This is a genomic window from Massilia putida (genome assembly GCF_001941825.1).
Lineage (GTDB): Bacteria > Pseudomonadota > Gammaproteobacteria > Burkholderiales > Burkholderiaceae_D > Telluria > Telluria putida.
Map to the genome: position 1 here is coordinate 49990 of NZ_CP019037.1, position 14066 is coordinate 64055.

At 66.1% G+C, this 14066-nt stretch carries 11 protein-coding genes; 5 read left to right on the top strand and 6 right to left on the bottom strand.

What is annotated here, in order from left to right; all coding sequences use genetic code 11:
* The first annotated feature begins 5 nt into the window (after positions 1-5).
* From BVG12_RS00645 to BVG12_RS00660, 4 genes are read left to right on the top strand one after another with little or no spacing between them, the layout of a single operon-like run.
* The gene (locus BVG12_RS00645; protein ID WP_156895482.1) at positions 6-1391 is read left to right on the top strand and encodes a DUF1329 domain-containing protein; all 1386 of its coding nucleotides are present in this window, start codon (positions 6-8) and stop codon (positions 1389-1391) included.
* 1 nt (position 1392) lies between these two features.
* Positions 1393-2442 carry a WD40/YVTN/BNR-like repeat-containing protein gene (locus BVG12_RS00650; protein WP_075790696.1) on the top strand — a complete coding sequence of 350 codons (1050 nt, stop codon included), beginning with the start codon at positions 1393-1395 and terminating at the stop codon, positions 2440-2442.
* Between the two features lie 54 nt (positions 2443-2496).
* Positions 2497-4947 (top strand): efflux RND transporter permease subunit, encoded by a 2451-nt coding sequence (locus BVG12_RS00655; RefSeq protein WP_083684296.1) that lies wholly within the window; start codon positions 2497-2499, stop codon positions 4945-4947.
* A 60-nt stretch (positions 4948-5007) separates the two neighbouring features.
* Positions 5008-6477: an aldehyde dehydrogenase family protein gene (locus tag BVG12_RS00660; protein WP_075790697.1), complete on the top strand. Its 1470-nt coding sequence runs from the start codon at positions 5008-5010 to the stop codon at positions 6475-6477.
* A gap of 18 nt (positions 6478-6495) precedes the next feature.
* Here the strand turns inward: BVG12_RS00660 and BVG12_RS00665 are convergent, their stop codons facing one another.
* From BVG12_RS00665 to BVG12_RS00685, 5 genes are read right to left on the bottom strand one after another with little or no spacing between them, the layout of a single operon-like run.
* Entirely contained in the window at positions 6496-7401 is a 906-nt protein-coding gene (locus BVG12_RS00665; protein WP_075790698.1) for a 3-keto-5-aminohexanoate cleavage protein, read from the bottom strand.
* Between the two features lie 26 nt (positions 7402-7427).
* Positions 7428-8741: a spinster family MFS transporter gene (locus BVG12_RS00670; RefSeq protein ID WP_075790699.1), complete on the bottom strand. Its 1314-nt coding sequence runs from the start codon at positions 8739-8741 to the stop codon at positions 7428-7430.
* 41 nt (positions 8742-8782) lie between these two features.
* Entirely contained in the window at positions 8783-9676 is an 894-nt protein-coding gene (locus BVG12_RS00675; RefSeq protein WP_075790700.1) for an alpha/beta fold hydrolase, read from the bottom strand.
* Positions 9677-9678: 2 nt separating this feature from the next.
* Positions 9679-11313, bottom strand: coding sequence for an AMP-binding protein (locus BVG12_RS00680; protein ID WP_075790701.1), 1635 nt, complete (start codon positions 11311-11313; stop codon positions 9679-9681).
* 25 nt (positions 11314-11338) lie between these two features.
* Complete coding sequence (locus BVG12_RS00685; RefSeq protein WP_075790702.1) at positions 11339-12637, bottom strand: spinster family MFS transporter; 1299 nt, start codon at positions 12635-12637, stop codon at positions 11339-11341.
* 240 nt (positions 12638-12877) lie between these two features.
* On the opposite strand from BVG12_RS00685, the gene BVG12_RS00690 reads away from it, so the two are divergent.
* Entirely contained in the window at positions 12878-13810 is a 933-nt protein-coding gene (locus BVG12_RS00690) for a 3-keto-5-aminohexanoate cleavage protein (RefSeq protein WP_075790703.1), read from the top strand.
* A gap of 75 nt (positions 13811-13885) precedes the next feature.
* Here BVG12_RS00690 and BVG12_RS33730 read toward each other — a convergent pair whose 3' ends face one another.
* Complete coding sequence (locus BVG12_RS33730) at positions 13886-14062, bottom strand: hypothetical protein (protein WP_156895483.1); 177 nt, start codon at positions 14060-14062, stop codon at positions 13886-13888.
* Positions 14063-14066 lie beyond the last annotated feature (4 nt).

Here is a 14066-nt window from a genome sequence, read left to right on the forward strand (position 1 = left end):
TGAAAATGCAAAAGACGATTCACATCATCGCGGCTGCGGCCGCGGGCCTGGCACTGGCGCTTCCGGCACTGGCCGAGGTCACGGCGGAGGAGGCCAGGCAGCTCGGCACGACCCTGACGCCCATGGGCGCCGAGCGCGCCGGAAACAAGGCCGGCACCATTCCCGAGTGGACGGGCGGGCTGTGCAAGGCGCCGGCCGGGTATAGCCCGAAGCAGGGGGCGCAGGCAGGCGGGGCGCCGTACATCGACCCCGTCGCCGCCGACAAGCCGCTGTTCCGCATCACGCGCGCTAACCTCGCGCAATATGCCGACAAGATCGACGACGGCACGAAGGAGCTGTTCCGGCGCTATCCGACGTTCGCCATCGATATCTATCCGACGCGCCGCCTGGCGTGCTACGCGGACTGGGTGTACGAGAACACCGCCAAGCGCATCAACCAACCGAAACTGGTCGGCAACGCGCCGGGCATCACGGGCGCGCATGCGCAAGTGCCGTTCCCGATTCCCAAGAGCGGTGCGGAAGTCATGTGGAACGTGATCCTCAAATTCGAGCCGGTGCGCTACCGCTTCAAGCTCGATGCCGGCCTGATGGATACCTCAGGAACGTTCACCCGCGCATCGTTCCAGGTTGCCGACACCGAAAACCTGTACTGGGACAATACCGTGACGTCGCTGCCGGAAGACAAGCCCTACCGCAGGCAAGTGGCCTCGAACCTGGAGCCGGCGTCGCAGGCGGGCCTGGCCACCTTGCGCGTCGCCTTCCTGCGCCAGGATCAGCATGACGACATGGCATGGAGCTATGTGCCCGGCCAGCGCCGGGTGCGCCTTGCGCCCGAGTTCAAGTACGACACCGTCTCGACCACGTCCGGTGGCCTGTTGATTTTCGATGAAATCGGCGGCTTCGACGGCAAGCTCGACAAGTACAACTGGAAGCTCCTCGGCAAGCGCGAGATGTACATCCCTGCCAATGACTACCGGTTCCTCGCCGCGACGACCGAGGAAACGATGAAGAAGGACCACGCCAACCCGGACCTGTTCCGCTGGGAGCTGCGCCGGGTGTGGGTAGTCGAAGGGTCGCTGAAGGAGGGCGAGCGCCATGTCCAGCAGAAGAAGGTGTTCCTGGTCGACGAAGACAGCTGGGTATCGCCGGTCTATTACAGCGTCGATCACTCCGGCAAGATTCACCACTTGATGCACCTGCCGCCGATCCAGGAATACGACAAGCCCGGTACGCGTACCGGCGCATTCGTGCTGTACGACATGCCGCGCAACCTGTATGGCTTCCAGACCAAGCCGCAAGGGCGTCCCGACCAGTTCGGCTACATGAAAGTCTCGGCTTACCCGAGCAATTTCTTCACGCCGGACTCGCTGGCTGGACGCGGGGTACGCTGACATGCGGGCCGTCCACACGCTGTTGCTGGCGGCCCTCGCGCTGCCGGCCGGTGCAGGCACGCAGCCGACCCGCGATCCGCTCGATGCGCCGGCGGCGCCGACCCGGCTGGCCGCCTCGACCCAGCTGTCCGGTGTGACGCAGGCAGGCAACCGGCTCGTCGCGGTCGGCATCCGGGGCCTGATCGTCACGTCGGACGACGGCGGCGCAACGTGGTCGCAACGCCCGGCGCCGGTGTCGTCGGATCTGTTGGCCGTGCATTTCCCGACCCCGGCCCTGGGGTGGGCCGTCGGTCACGACGGCGTGGTGCTGCACAGCGCGGATGGCGGCGCCAGCTGGGTGAAGCAGTTCGATGGCCGGCAGGCCGCCCAGCAATTGACGGCCCATTTCAAGCGCCTGGCGGATGGCGGCGACAAGGTCGCCGCGCGCCTGCTCGAGGATACCCGCCTGAATTACGAGAACGGTCCCGAGCAGGCTTTGCTGGATGTCTGGTTCGAGGACGCGCAGCATGGGTTCGTGTGCGGGTCGTTCGGCACGCTGTTCGCCACGAGCGACGGCGGCAAGAGCTGGCAATCATGGGTGGAGAAGGTCGAGGCGGACAACGCGCTGCACCTGAATGCGATCCGCGGCGTGGGCGATGACATCTATATCGCCTCCGAGAAGGGCATCGTGTTCAGGCTCGACCGCGCGCGCCAGCGCTTTGTCCGTACCGACACCGGTTATGCCGGCAGTTTTTTCACGCTGGCCGGCAATGGCGGGATCGTGCTGGCCGGCGGCCTGCGCGGTACCGCCTACCGCTCGGCGGATCAGGGGAAAACCTGGCAAAAGCTCGATACCGGTACCAATGCTTCGATCACGGGCGCCGCGGCGCCACGCGACCGGCTCCTGCTCGTCAGCCAGAACGGCAGCCTGCTGGTGAGTGACGACGCCGGTGCCTCGTTCCGCCGGTTGCGCGTGCCGCGTCCGAGCGTCTTGTCCGGCATCGTGCAGAGCGCGCCGGGAAAGGCGGTCGTGGTGGGGGCCAATGGCGTGCAGCAGGTCGCACTGCAGTAGCGCCGCCTGCGCCGCGCGTTTTTACCCAAGCTGTCCTAGTCACGGAGTTCAGGCATGTCATCTTCACACCAGGCAATCGAACTGCCTGTCATCACCGACCCGGCCAAATTCGATACCCGTAGCGGGTCATGGCTGGAACGGGTCATCTTCAATCACCGGCCGCTCATGCTCGTCATCTGCGCGGTCGTGACACTGTTCCTCGGCTGGCAGGCGACGAAGCTGCCTGTCAACGCGAGCTTCGAAAAGATGATCCCGAGTTCGCATCCCTACATCAAGAATTATTTCGCCAGCCGCCAGTCGTTGCGCGGCATGGGCAACGCGATCCGGATCTCGGTCGAGAACACCCGGGGCGACATCTATGATCGCGAGTATCTGCTCGCGCTGCAGAAGATCAACGACAAGGTCTACCTGATGCCCGGTGTCGATCGGGCATGGATGCGGGGGCTGTGGACGACCAGCCTGCGCTGGACCGAGATCACCGAGGAGGGATACCGCGGCGGTCCGGTGATGCCCGACCGCTGGGACGGCAGCCCCGAATCGATGCGCCAGCTGCAGACCAATATTGCGCGGGCGGGAATCATCGGCAATTTTGTGGCCGACAACCTGAAGTCGACGATGATCGTGGTGCCGCTGGTGGAAAAGAACCCCGAGACCGGCGAGCAACTCGATTACGCCGAGTTCTCGCGCCGCCTGGAAAGTGAAGTGCGCTCGTTCGACGGCCCGCATGTGAAGGTCCATATCGTCGGCTTCGCCAAGCTCGTCGGGGACCTGATCGACGGCCTGTACGACGTGATGAAATATTTCGCGTTATCGGTCTTGATCGCGGCCGCCTGCGTCTACACGTACACCCGCTGCCTGCGCAGCACGTTGCTCCTGGTCGGGTCGGCCATGCTCGGGGTCGTCTGGTTGCTGGGCCTCCTGCACCTGCTCGGTTATGTGCTGGATCCGTATTCGATCCTGGTGCCGTTCCTGATCTTCGCCATCGGCCTGTCGCACGGCGCGCAGAAGATGAACGGGATCATGCAGGACGTCGGGCGCGGCACGCACAAGTATGTCGCGGCGCGCTACACGTTCCGCCGCCTGTTCCTGGCCGGCCTGACGGCCCTGCTGACCAATATCGTCGGCTTCGCGGTCCTCGTCATCATCGACATTCCCGCGATCCGCGACATGGCCATCACGACCAGTGTCGGCGTGACGGTGCTGATCTTTACCAAGCTGGTCCTGATTCCGGTGCTGTTGTCCTACACCGGCGTGAACGCCGCAGCGGCTCGGCGCAGCGTAAGAATGGAACAGGCGGTACCGAGCGGCCTGGCAGGCATGGTGCGGCGCGGCCTGATCGCGCTGTGCCAGCGGCGGTATGCGACCGTCGCCATCCTCGGCGCGGTCGCGCTGGCGGCGGTAGCGATGGTGGTGCGCCGGGATATCCAGATCGGCGACTTGAATCCGGGGGCGCCCGAACTGCGGGCCGACTCCCGCTACAACCGGGATAACGCGTTCATTACCGCGAATTATGCGCTGTCCACCGACCAGTTCGTCGTCGTGATCAAGACCCCACCCACCGAGTGTTTCGGCTACGACAACCTGGTCGAGTCGGATCGCCTGGGCGCAGCGCTGCGCCAACTCGACGGCGTGCAGACCACCCTGTCGCTGGCGGATGGCATCCGGCGTGGCACGTCGGGCCTGTTCGAAGGCAATCCGAAGTGGCAGGCGCTGTCGCGCAACACGACCAACCGCTCGCAGGCCTTCGCGATTTTCCAGGGCGACCGGCCGGAGCTGGCCGACCGCACCTGCGCATACACGCCATTGGTGGCCTACCTCAAGGACCACAAGGCGGCAACGTTGACGCGGGTGGTGGACGCGGTGGAGCAATTCGCGGCACAGCATAATGGTCCGCGGCGCGAATTCCAGCTCGCGGCCGGGAATGCCGGTATCGAGGCGGTCACCAATATCGTCGTCAAGAAAAGCTTCTGGACCATGCATTTCGTGCTGTATGGCGCCGTCATCCTGCTCTGCTTCGTGACGTTCCGCAGCTGGCGCGCCACGGTCGTTGCCGTCATCCCGCTGATGTTGACGTCGGTGATGTGCGAAGCCCTGATGGTATGGCTGAACATCGGTATCAAGGTGGCCGTGCTGCCGGTCATCGCGGTCGGCGTCGGCGTCGGCGTCGACTATGCGCTGTACCTGCTGAGCGTCCAGCTGTCCCTGCAACGGCAGGGCGCGACACTGGCCGAAGCCTATGCGCGCTCGTTGGACTTTACCGGCAAGATCGTCGGCCTGGTCGGGGTGACGATGGCCGCCGGCGTGATCACCTGGGTCTGGTCTCCCATCAAGTTCCAGGCCGATATGGGCATCCTGCTGACGTTTATGTTCCTGTGGAACATGATCGGTGCCTTGATCCTGATTCCGGCGCTGTCACGGTTCCTGCTGTGCACCCGCGCCGACAAGGGCGGCAAGCCGGTTGCGCATGCGGCCGCCGGCCTGCCGGTCGCGGCCGCGAAACGCTGAAGTCCGGCTGCTGTCGACGGCAGTAGCGGCGATACGACCATTTGACAAGGAAGTCGCTACATGATGCACGTGAAATTTCTTGATGGGCAAGTCAAGCAGTTGCTGATCGACGGCCGCCACGTGCCGGCGCGTTCCGGACGCTGCTTCGATTCCATCAATCCAGCCAACGGCAAGTTGCTGGCGCAAGTGGCGCAAGGGGCGGCCGAGGACATCGACCTCGCGGTACAGGCGGCCCGGCGCGCGTTCGAAGGCGCATGGTCGACGTTCAACCCCTACGACCGGCAAATGGCGCTGCTGCGCCTGGCCGACCTGGTCGATGCGCATGCCGACGAGCTGGGGGCGCTCGACACGCTCGACATGGGCGGGCCGGTTGCCTACGCTGCCAGCCGGCGCCAGCGCGCGGTCGCCATGTTGCGCTACTACGCCGGGCAGGCGACGACGGTCCATGGCCAGACGATCGACAATTCGCAGCCGGGTGATATCTTCACCTACACCGTCAAGGAACCGCTGGGCGTCGTGGGGGCCATTATTCCGTGGAACGGCCCCTTGTTCATGGCAATCTGGAAGATCGCGCCGGCGCTCGCGGCCGGCTGCACGGTCGTCCTGAAGCCGGCCGAACAAGCGCCGCTGTCGTCTCTGCGCCTGGGCGAATTGTGCCTGGAGGCGGGCATTCCCCCTGGTGTCGTCAACGTGGTCCCCGGATTCGGCGCCGCCGGCGCCGCGCTGGCCGAGCATCCGGACGTCGACAAGATCACCTTCACCGGTTCCACCGAAGTGGGCCAGAAGATCATCCGTGCGTCCGCCGGCAACATCAAGCGCGTGACGGTCGAACTGGGCGGGAAATCGCCGAATATCGTGTTCGCGGATGCCGACCTGGACGCGGCGGTGCCGGGTGCCGCGATGGCCATCTTCGCCAATTCGGGGCAGGTCTGCAGCGCAGGCTCGCGGCTATTCGTGGAACGTCCGATTTACGATGAGTTCGTCGAGAAGGTCGCGGCCTTTGCCAACCGGTTGCGCGTCGGTGACCCGATGGACCCGGCCACGCAGATGGGGCCGGTGGTGTCGCACGAACAGCTGGAGCGCGTCGTCGGCTACCTGGGCGTCGGACGGGAACAAGGCGCGCGCCTTGCCGCGGGCGGCGCGCGGATCAGCGAAGGCGCGCTCGCGGCGGGCTATTTCGTGCGGCCGACCGTGTTTGCGGATGTCCGGGACGACATGCGCATCGCTCGCGAAGAAATCTTTGGGCCGGTGGTCGCCGCGTTGCCGTTCGATGATATCGAGGACGTCGTCAGGCGCGGCAACGCGACGACGTTCGGCCTGGGGAGCGGCATATGGACGCGCAGCATCGGCAACGCCCACCGCGTGGCGAAGGGCCTGAAGGCGGGATCGGTGTGGGTCAACTGCTATCAGCAGATGGATCCCGCGATGCCATTCGGCGGCTACAAGATGAGCGGCTACGGCCGCGAAGGCGGCGCGGCGCACGTGGAAGAATTCATGAACACGAAGGCAGTCTGGATCAAGACCGCCTGAGGCGGCCCCGGCGCCCTTTCAGCCCGCCGCGCGGGCAGGTGCGGCCGGACGTCCGAGCGCGGCCCAGGCGGCGGCGCTCTGGGCGACCGGCCGGCCCACTTCCCCGGCCAGCGCCACCGCCGCGGCCACCGTTTCGCTGTTGGTCAGCGAGGTGCGGCCGGCGGCGTCTTCGATTCCCACCCGCAGATGGCCGCCCCGTTCGACCGCATAGCGCGCCAGCGGCGTATCGAGGAGCGCGTCGCCCAGCACGCCGACGCTCCACGCGAGGCCGGTCCCTTCCAGCATCGACAGGTAAGCGTCCAGCGCCGGCTTGTTGGGGGGAAGGCCGAAGTTCAGCGCGCGCTTGCCGATCTTGACGAGGCTGTACTCGCCGCCGAAATAGAGCTTGATGACGGAACCCGCGGGCAGCCGGCCCTTGGCGTGCTGCGCCAGTGCCCAGCGCAGGTTGAACGGCTCGGATACGCCGACCGCCACCGGAAGATTCAGCTCGTGCGCCAGGCCCAGCGTATGGTTGGCGTCGTCGAACGAAAAGCGGGTCTTGTTGGCGCCGACCGGCAGGCCGTCGTCGTCCAGCTGGCCGGAAAAGGCGCCGCCCGGATCGACCGGCAGCAGATCGAGTACACCGGCCAATGCCAGCGGACGCACATGCCCCAGCCAGTCCTGCACCGCCGCGCCGCTCAGGAAATCCGGGTACAGCAAGGCCCCTGGATGACTGGCCTTGACGGCCTTGCCCATGGCGAGCATCTCGTCGGTGGCGGCGCCGGCGTCGAAGCGCATGTCGTGGTGATGGTGGATGATCGCGGCGCCCGCCGCGAGGCAGGCCTGCGCCTCGCTGACCATGCCGTGCTGGTCCCAGACGGGGGCGGCGGAACGGTAGGGACAGATCGCGGCTTCGATGACCAGGGGCGTGTCGGATGGCTTCATGATGTCCTTGTGGTGGTGGCAGGAGATTACAGCGGACGCCGGCCCAGCAGCCTGTCGCATGCGCTCGCCGAGCGGGCAAAGCACAGCGCGGCCAGCGGCAGGCAGACGCCCGCGCCGGTCATGATGGCGAGACGCAGCGAGCTGGCGCCGCTGTACAGGTCGCTCAGCATGCCGACGGCCAGCGGACCGACACCGTAGCCGACCAGGTTGGAGAACACTTGCATCGACGCGGACGTGGTGCCGCGCATGTTCGGCGCCGTGAGGCCGAGCATGTTGCCATACGCGGCGGGAAAGGCGACGAAGATGCACATCATCGTCGCACACAGCAGCGCGAGCGTCAGGAACGGCGTGCCGGCCTTGACGTTCAGCGCCAGGACGGCGAACGCGGCGGCGCAAAGGCAACTGCCCATCGCCAGGTCCATCCGGCGGCGCGCGTTGGCCCTGGCCAGGCGGTCGCTCAGGAAGCCGCCGATGAAGGAGCCGACCGAGGAAAAGATGCCTGCCGCGAGCGCGACCGAGAAACCCGCTTCCTTGATATTGAAGCCGTGCACGCGCATCATCAGGGCGGGGAGCCAGGCGGCGATCGTGGACACGCCGCCGGCGGCAAAGCAGACACCCAGCACCAGGTTGCGCATGGCGGCATTCCCGGTCACGTAGCGCAGCACGGTGGAAACGCTCGCCGCCTTGACATTGTCGCGTCCGCGATGCGCCTCGGTCGCGCCGCGGCGCGGCTCGCGCACGGTCAGCACGCACAACACCGCCAGCACGATGCCTGGTATCCCGGCGACCATCATCGACGTACGCCATCCGAAGTGCGCCGTCATGTAGCCGCCGATGAAAACGCTGGTGACGGCGCCCATGCCGGTCGCGAGGAAGAAGTAGCCGACCGCGGTGGAGCGGCGCGATGGCGGAAACAGGTCCGAGATCAGCGACAGGCTCGTTGGCGGTCCGCCCGCTTCCGAGGCGCCGACACCCATGCGCGTGATCAGCAGGTGCAGGTAATTGGTGGCGAATCCGGCGAGTGCCGTCATGCCGCTCCAGATCGCCACTAGCGCGGCAAGCAGGCGGACCCGGTTCATACGGTCGATCAACAGCCCGATGGGGATGCCGGCGATGGCGAACGTGGCGCCGTACGCGAGGCCGGTCATCAGGCCGATCTGGCTGTCGGACAAGTGGAATTCCCTGCGGACGGGTTCGACGATGATGGAGATCATCGTGCGGTCGAGGAAGTGACAGGCACTGATCAGTGTCAGGATCAGCAGCGCATACCAGTTGCGCGCGGGGACGCGATCCTCCTGCGCGGGGCGGTCGGTGTTGGCGAGGGGTTCGTTGAGTTGCATGATCGTCTCCTGCGCGCGCCGTGGCGGCGCCGCGTCGATTGTTATGGGTGTCCGGCCGCCGGCGCGGGCGCGCCGAACCGGCGTTCGAGGAACTGCAGCATGGCGCCGTTGAAAGCGTCGTTCTTGTCGCCGGCGATCATGTGTCCCGCGCCGTCGATGTCCGCATATTCCAGGTGCGGAATGTGGGCACGCAGTTCCGCGACGCCTGCTTCACTGACGACGTCGCTTTGGCGGCCGCGCACCAGCAGGACCGGGATGGCGATGCGATCGGCGGCCTCGAGCATGCATTCGGTCATATGAGCCAGCGCCGCGTGGCGATCGGCGGCGAAATGGGCCGGGTCCCAGTGCCAGTACCAGCGTCCGTTCGCCCGCAGGCGCAGGTTCTTGCGCAAGCCGTCCGGATTGGGCTGGCGCGGCCGGTGCGGCGTATAGGCCGCGACGGCCCGGGCCGCCTCGTCGATGCTGGCGAAGCCGTCCGGATTGGCGTGCATGAAACGGTGGATCTGGTCCACGCCTTCCGGTTCGAGGCGCGGGGCGACATCCACCAGCACCAGCGCGCTGGCCAGGTCCGGCAGGCGGCCGCAGGCGACGAGCGCCGCGACGCCGCCCATCGATGCTCCCACGAGGGCGGGGCGGCCGCCCATCTGGCGGACGATCGCACGCAGGTCCGCGACTTGCCACGCCAGCGTGTATTCTCCCGCGTCCACCCAGTCGGATTCGCCGTGGCCGCGTGCATCGACGGACACGACGTGGTAGCCGGCGGCGATCAGGTCGCGCTGGGCCTGACCCCATGAGTGGCGGGTCTGGCCGCCGCCGTGAAGCAGGAGCACGCCCGGCGCGCCCGGATCGCCCCCGGCGTCCGCCGCCAGGCGGTTGCCGCCGGCTCCGGTGAAGCTGCACGGCACGATGGTGTCCAGGCGGGGGATGGCGGCCATGGTCAACGCTTCTTCAGGACGATTGTGGATTTTTCGCGGTCCCAGGTGGACGGCGTCACGCCTTCGTCGCGGAGTTCGAACTTCTGCACCTTGCCGACCGGGCTGCGCGGGAATTCCTTGCGAAACTCGATATAGCGCGGCACCGCGTAGTACGGCAGCTGGTCGATCGCCCAGCGGCACAGTTCTTCTTCCGCAAGCACGGCGCCGTCCTTGAGGATGACGGTGACCTTCAGCTCATCCTCGCCCAGCTTGTCGAGTACCGCGTGGGCGGCGACATCTTCGACCGCGTCGTGGGCGCGGAAGGCATTTTCCACCTCGAAGCTGGAAATGTTCTCGCCGCGGCGGCGCAGGTAATCCTTCTTGCGGTCGACGAAGAAGAAGTAGCCGTCGGCATCGATCTTGCCGATGTCGCCCGTATGGAACCACAGGTTCTTCATCACCTTCAGCGTCTCTTCTGGGCGTTTCCAGTAGCCGTCGAACATGATGCCGGGCATGCGCGGGCGGACGATCAGTTCCCCCGGCGTGCCGGGCGGAAGCTCGTTGTCGTTGTCGTCGACGATGCGGATGTCGAACCATTCGTTGCGCATGCCCGAACTCCCCGGCTTGGCGGGCGTCCCGTACGGCAGCACCGTCATCAGCGAGCACTCGGTCAGGCCGAAACAGCCGGATGCGGTGTAGCGCAATCCGAATCGTTCCTTCCACTGTGCCTGGATCGCCGGCGGGAAGGGCGCGCCCCACGCTGCGTTCAACTGGCCGTAGCAGCGCTTCATCGCGTCGTTGTCCGGGGCATTGGCCAGCATGGGGAACATCGCACCGAGAATCGAGACTTCGGTGGCCTTGGTGCGCTCGATCTCGGGCCAGAAATTCGAGACCGAAAAACGTGGATACAGCGAGACGCGTGCGCCGACCATCATGTTCGCCATGACCGTCGAGCAGACCGCGTTCATATGGAACAACGGGAGCGGTGTCCACGTATGCGTGGAGGCGTCGCGGTTGGTCATGCGCAGCATCTGCTGGCAGAATACGTAGCAATAGTTATGGCTGATCATGCAGCCCTTGGACGGACCGGTCGTGCCGCCGGTGTAGACCAGCATCGCCAGGTCGCCCGGCTTGACGTTGACGTCGGGGTCGCTGGCGTCGTCGCTGAAGATCCCGGACCACGGCACGACCGCGCCCCCGAAGCGGGGCAGGGCGGGGATGGCGCCGCGCACTACCAGCGTGCGCACGTCCGGCAGGCGCGCGGCGACGGCGGCCACGCGCTCGGCGTAATCCGGGTCGGCGATGACCAGTGCGGCGCCGGCGTCGCCCACCTGGTGGCGCAGGAACTCGCCCTTCAGTGCCGTGTTGACGGGTACGCTGATCGCGCCCAGCTTGTTAATCGCCAGCCAGATGAAGATCGCATCCGGACAGGTGTCGAGCAGCGTGACCACGGTATCGCCTTGCCGCACGCCCAGCGCGGCGAGACCGTTGGCCAGGCGGCAGGCATGGTTGTCTACGTCGGCGAACGAGTATTCCGTTCCCAGGAATTCCAGGAACATGCGGTTGCCAAAATCCTGCACGGCCTGGCGCAATACGCCGTTGACGGTGCCCTGTTTGGTGCTGGTCCAGGCTTGCGTGATTTCCGTTGTGCTGCTCATTAGTTTGTCTCCTGTCTTGCGTTGATTAATTGTCCGATGCCGTGCGTGCGCCGAGGATGAAGTGCAGCGCCGCCCAGGGGAAGCAAATGCTCATGACCGTGATCATCGCGTAGCGCAGCGACTGGTCGCCGCCGTACCAGTCGCTGAATACCCCCACCATGAAAGGACCGAGGCCGTATCCGGCCAAGTTGGTACAGACCTGCAGGCTGGCCGACGTGGCGCCGCGCATGTTCGGCGCGGTGATGCCGAGCATGGCGCCGAAGGCGGCCGGGAATACGATAAAGGCCAGCATCTGGGTCAGCGACAGCAGGCCGACCGCCAGCGAACCGGTCCCCGCCAGCATGCCGGCGGCGGCCGTGGCGGTCGCCGCGAGGCACACGCCGGCACTGACATCCATGCGCCGGCGCGGCCTGCCGTCGGCCGCCTTGTCGGTCAGGTACCCGCCCACCGCCGAGCCGAGGGCGCCGCAAAAGCCGCTGGCCAGGGCCACCGCGAATCCCGCGTCCTTGATGGTAAAGCCGTGAAAGCGCATGACGAACGACGGCAGCCATGCGCCTATCGTGGCGACGCCGGCGGTCGTCAGCGTCACGCCGGCCAGGATGTGATACATGGTCGCGTTGGTTCCGATATGGCGCAGCATCTGGCCGATGCCGGCGGCCGGCCGCGCTGTCGCGCTGCCTGCGCCGGGCTCCATCGCGCCGCGGCGCGGTTCGCGCACGGTCACGAACAATACGACCGCCAGCAGCAGCCCGGGTGCGCCGGCGATCAGCATCGCCGCGCGCCATCCATGGTGGGCCGCCACGTACCCGCCGATCAGGATACTCATGATGGCGCCGACTGCGTTACTGAGAAAGAAGCAGCCCACTGCGGTGGAGCGCCGCGAGGCGGGAAACATGTCGGAGATCAGCGACAGGCTGGTGGGCGACCCGCCCGCCTCCGATGCGCCCACGCCCATGCGTGCGAGCAGCAACTGGACATAACTCTGCGCCATGCCCGACAGCGTCGTCATGGCGCTCCAGATGGCGACCAGCATGGCCAGCAGGCGAACGCGGTTGACCCGGTCGATCATGAGTCCGATCGGGATGCCGGCCGCGGCGAACGACGCGCCATAGGCCAGCCCGGTCAGCAGGCCGATCTGGCTGTCGTTCAGTGCGAACTCCTTGCGGACCGGCTCGATGATGATGGAAACCATCATGCGGTCGAGGAAATGGCAGGCATAAATCAGGGTCATGACCGCAAGCGCGTACCAGTGCTTTGGCGGCACCGCGGCCTCGATGTGTGCCGCCTGTGTGCCGGTGACGTCCGGCGTGTCATTGAGTTTCATGTGCTGCGTCTCCTGTAGGGCCTGCACCGCCGGGCGCGAGTGGTGTTATTCGACCGGACGAATAAATAATGCCATACAAATTCTGGAAATAATAGAGTATCAGTTATCCGAAACGTGGATGGCCGCCACCCGCTGGACGACTTGCCGGTCGCGCACTCGCGGGCTACAGTGAACGGAGAACTAACGATGATTTGGTTTTAACTTCGTGATATCGAACCCGGGAACATGAAAGGACCGACGATGAGCAGCATTCGACAGGACAGTGAGGCGCCCGTGGTGATCGAGGCAGCGGTGACACCGCTGCGCAAGGGTGCGCCGCTGCAACCCGCGCAAGCGACCGTCAGCGAGGCGACGGAGTGCCTCGCCGCCGGCGCCGCGATCATCCACTACCACCACGATTTCAGGCTCGAACGTAGCGCCGCGACCGGCCAGATCATCGATATCGGCAAGGCGATTCTGGCCGACTTCCCCCATGCGCTTTACTACCCCGACTACATCGCGGGACGCGACGAAGACCGCGCCCTGGGGCGCCGCTACCAGCCCGATGCGCTGCTGCGACCCATGCACGACGCCGGCGCGCTGCGCATGTTCGCTCTCGATCCGGGCTTCACGCTGTTCGGGCAGCTCGACGACAAGGGGTTGCCGTCGAATTCCGTCACGGGCGGGCAGACCTATGCCGAGGCGCACGCGATGGTCGAATATGCCCGCGAAGTCGATTGTCCGATCTCGATCGGCATCTACGAGCCCGGCAATCTGCGCTGGGTGGTGGCCTATGCCAAGGCTGGCATGTTCCCTTCCGGGTCCCTGATCAAGATCTACTTCGGCGGCGAGTACACGATGGGCCAGGATCGCGTGCCCGGCGTGAATTTCGGCCTCGCTCCCACCAGGGCGAACCTGGACGTCTATCTCGGGATGATGCAGGGGATCGACCTGCCGTGGCAGGTGAGCGTGCAGGGCGGCGTGCTGCTCGATACCGAGGTGGCCCGCCACGCCCTGGAGCTGGGTGGCCATCTGCGTGTGGGGGTGGAAGACACCGCCGGGGGGACGCCGATGAGCAATCGCGAGACGGTGGAAGCGGCCGTGGCGCTGGCACGGCAGGTCGGCCGTCCCGTGGCGACCGGCGAGGCTGCCCTTGCAGCACTGGCCAGGCCCCCGTTCGCGTTGGCAGCCTGATCCGGCTGGACGACTCTTTAATCGGTCTCCTTGCCGCAAGCGCCCAGCGCTTGCGGCTTTTTTTATATGGGCCGCTCAGGCGGCGCGCACATAGCGCAGGACCATGTCGATCACCGCGCTGCGGCGCGCCGCGCGGATGTCCGGCGAAGCCAGGTCGCGCCCGAAGATGAAACTGAAGGTGTGTCGGTTCGAGACATTGTAGAACGACGGTGCCGCCGTCGCGGCCAAGGGCGCCGTCTTCGTCAACTTCAACTAC

Bases quoted from the DNA above. Each gene is read 5' to 3' on its own strand.
- BVG12_RS00645 (WP_156895482.1), top strand. From the start codon at position 6: ATGCAAAAGACGATTCACATCATCGCGGCTGCGGCCGCGGGCCTGGCA.
- BVG12_RS00650 (WP_075790696.1), top strand. From the start codon at position 1,393: ATGCGGGCCGTCCACACGCTGTTGCTGGCGGCCCTCGCGCTGCCGGCC.
- BVG12_RS00655 (WP_083684296.1), top strand. From the start codon at position 2,497: ATGTCATCTTCACACCAGGCAATCGAACTGCCTGTCATCACCGACCCG.
- BVG12_RS00660 (WP_075790697.1), top strand. From the start codon at position 5,008: ATGATGCACGTGAAATTTCTTGATGGGCAAGTCAAGCAGTTGCTGATC.
- BVG12_RS00665 (WP_075790698.1), bottom strand. From the start codon at position 7,401: ATGAAGCCATCCGACACGCCCCTGGTCATCGAAGCCGCGATCTGTCCC.
- BVG12_RS00670 (WP_075790699.1), bottom strand. From the start codon at position 8,741: ATGCAACTCAACGAACCCCTCGCCAACACCGACCGCCCCGCGCAGGAG.
- BVG12_RS00675 (WP_075790700.1), bottom strand. From the start codon at position 9,676: ATGGCCGCCATCCCCCGCCTGGACACCATCGTGCCGTGCAGCTTCACC.
- BVG12_RS00680 (WP_075790701.1), bottom strand. From the start codon at position 11,313: ATGAGCAGCACAACGGAAATCACGCAAGCCTGGACCAGCACCAAACAG.
- BVG12_RS00685 (WP_075790702.1), bottom strand. From the start codon at position 12,637: ATGAAACTCAATGACACGCCGGACGTCACCGGCACACAGGCGGCACAC.
- BVG12_RS00690 (WP_075790703.1), top strand. From the start codon at position 12,878: ATGAGCAGCATTCGACAGGACAGTGAGGCGCCCGTGGTGATCGAGGCA.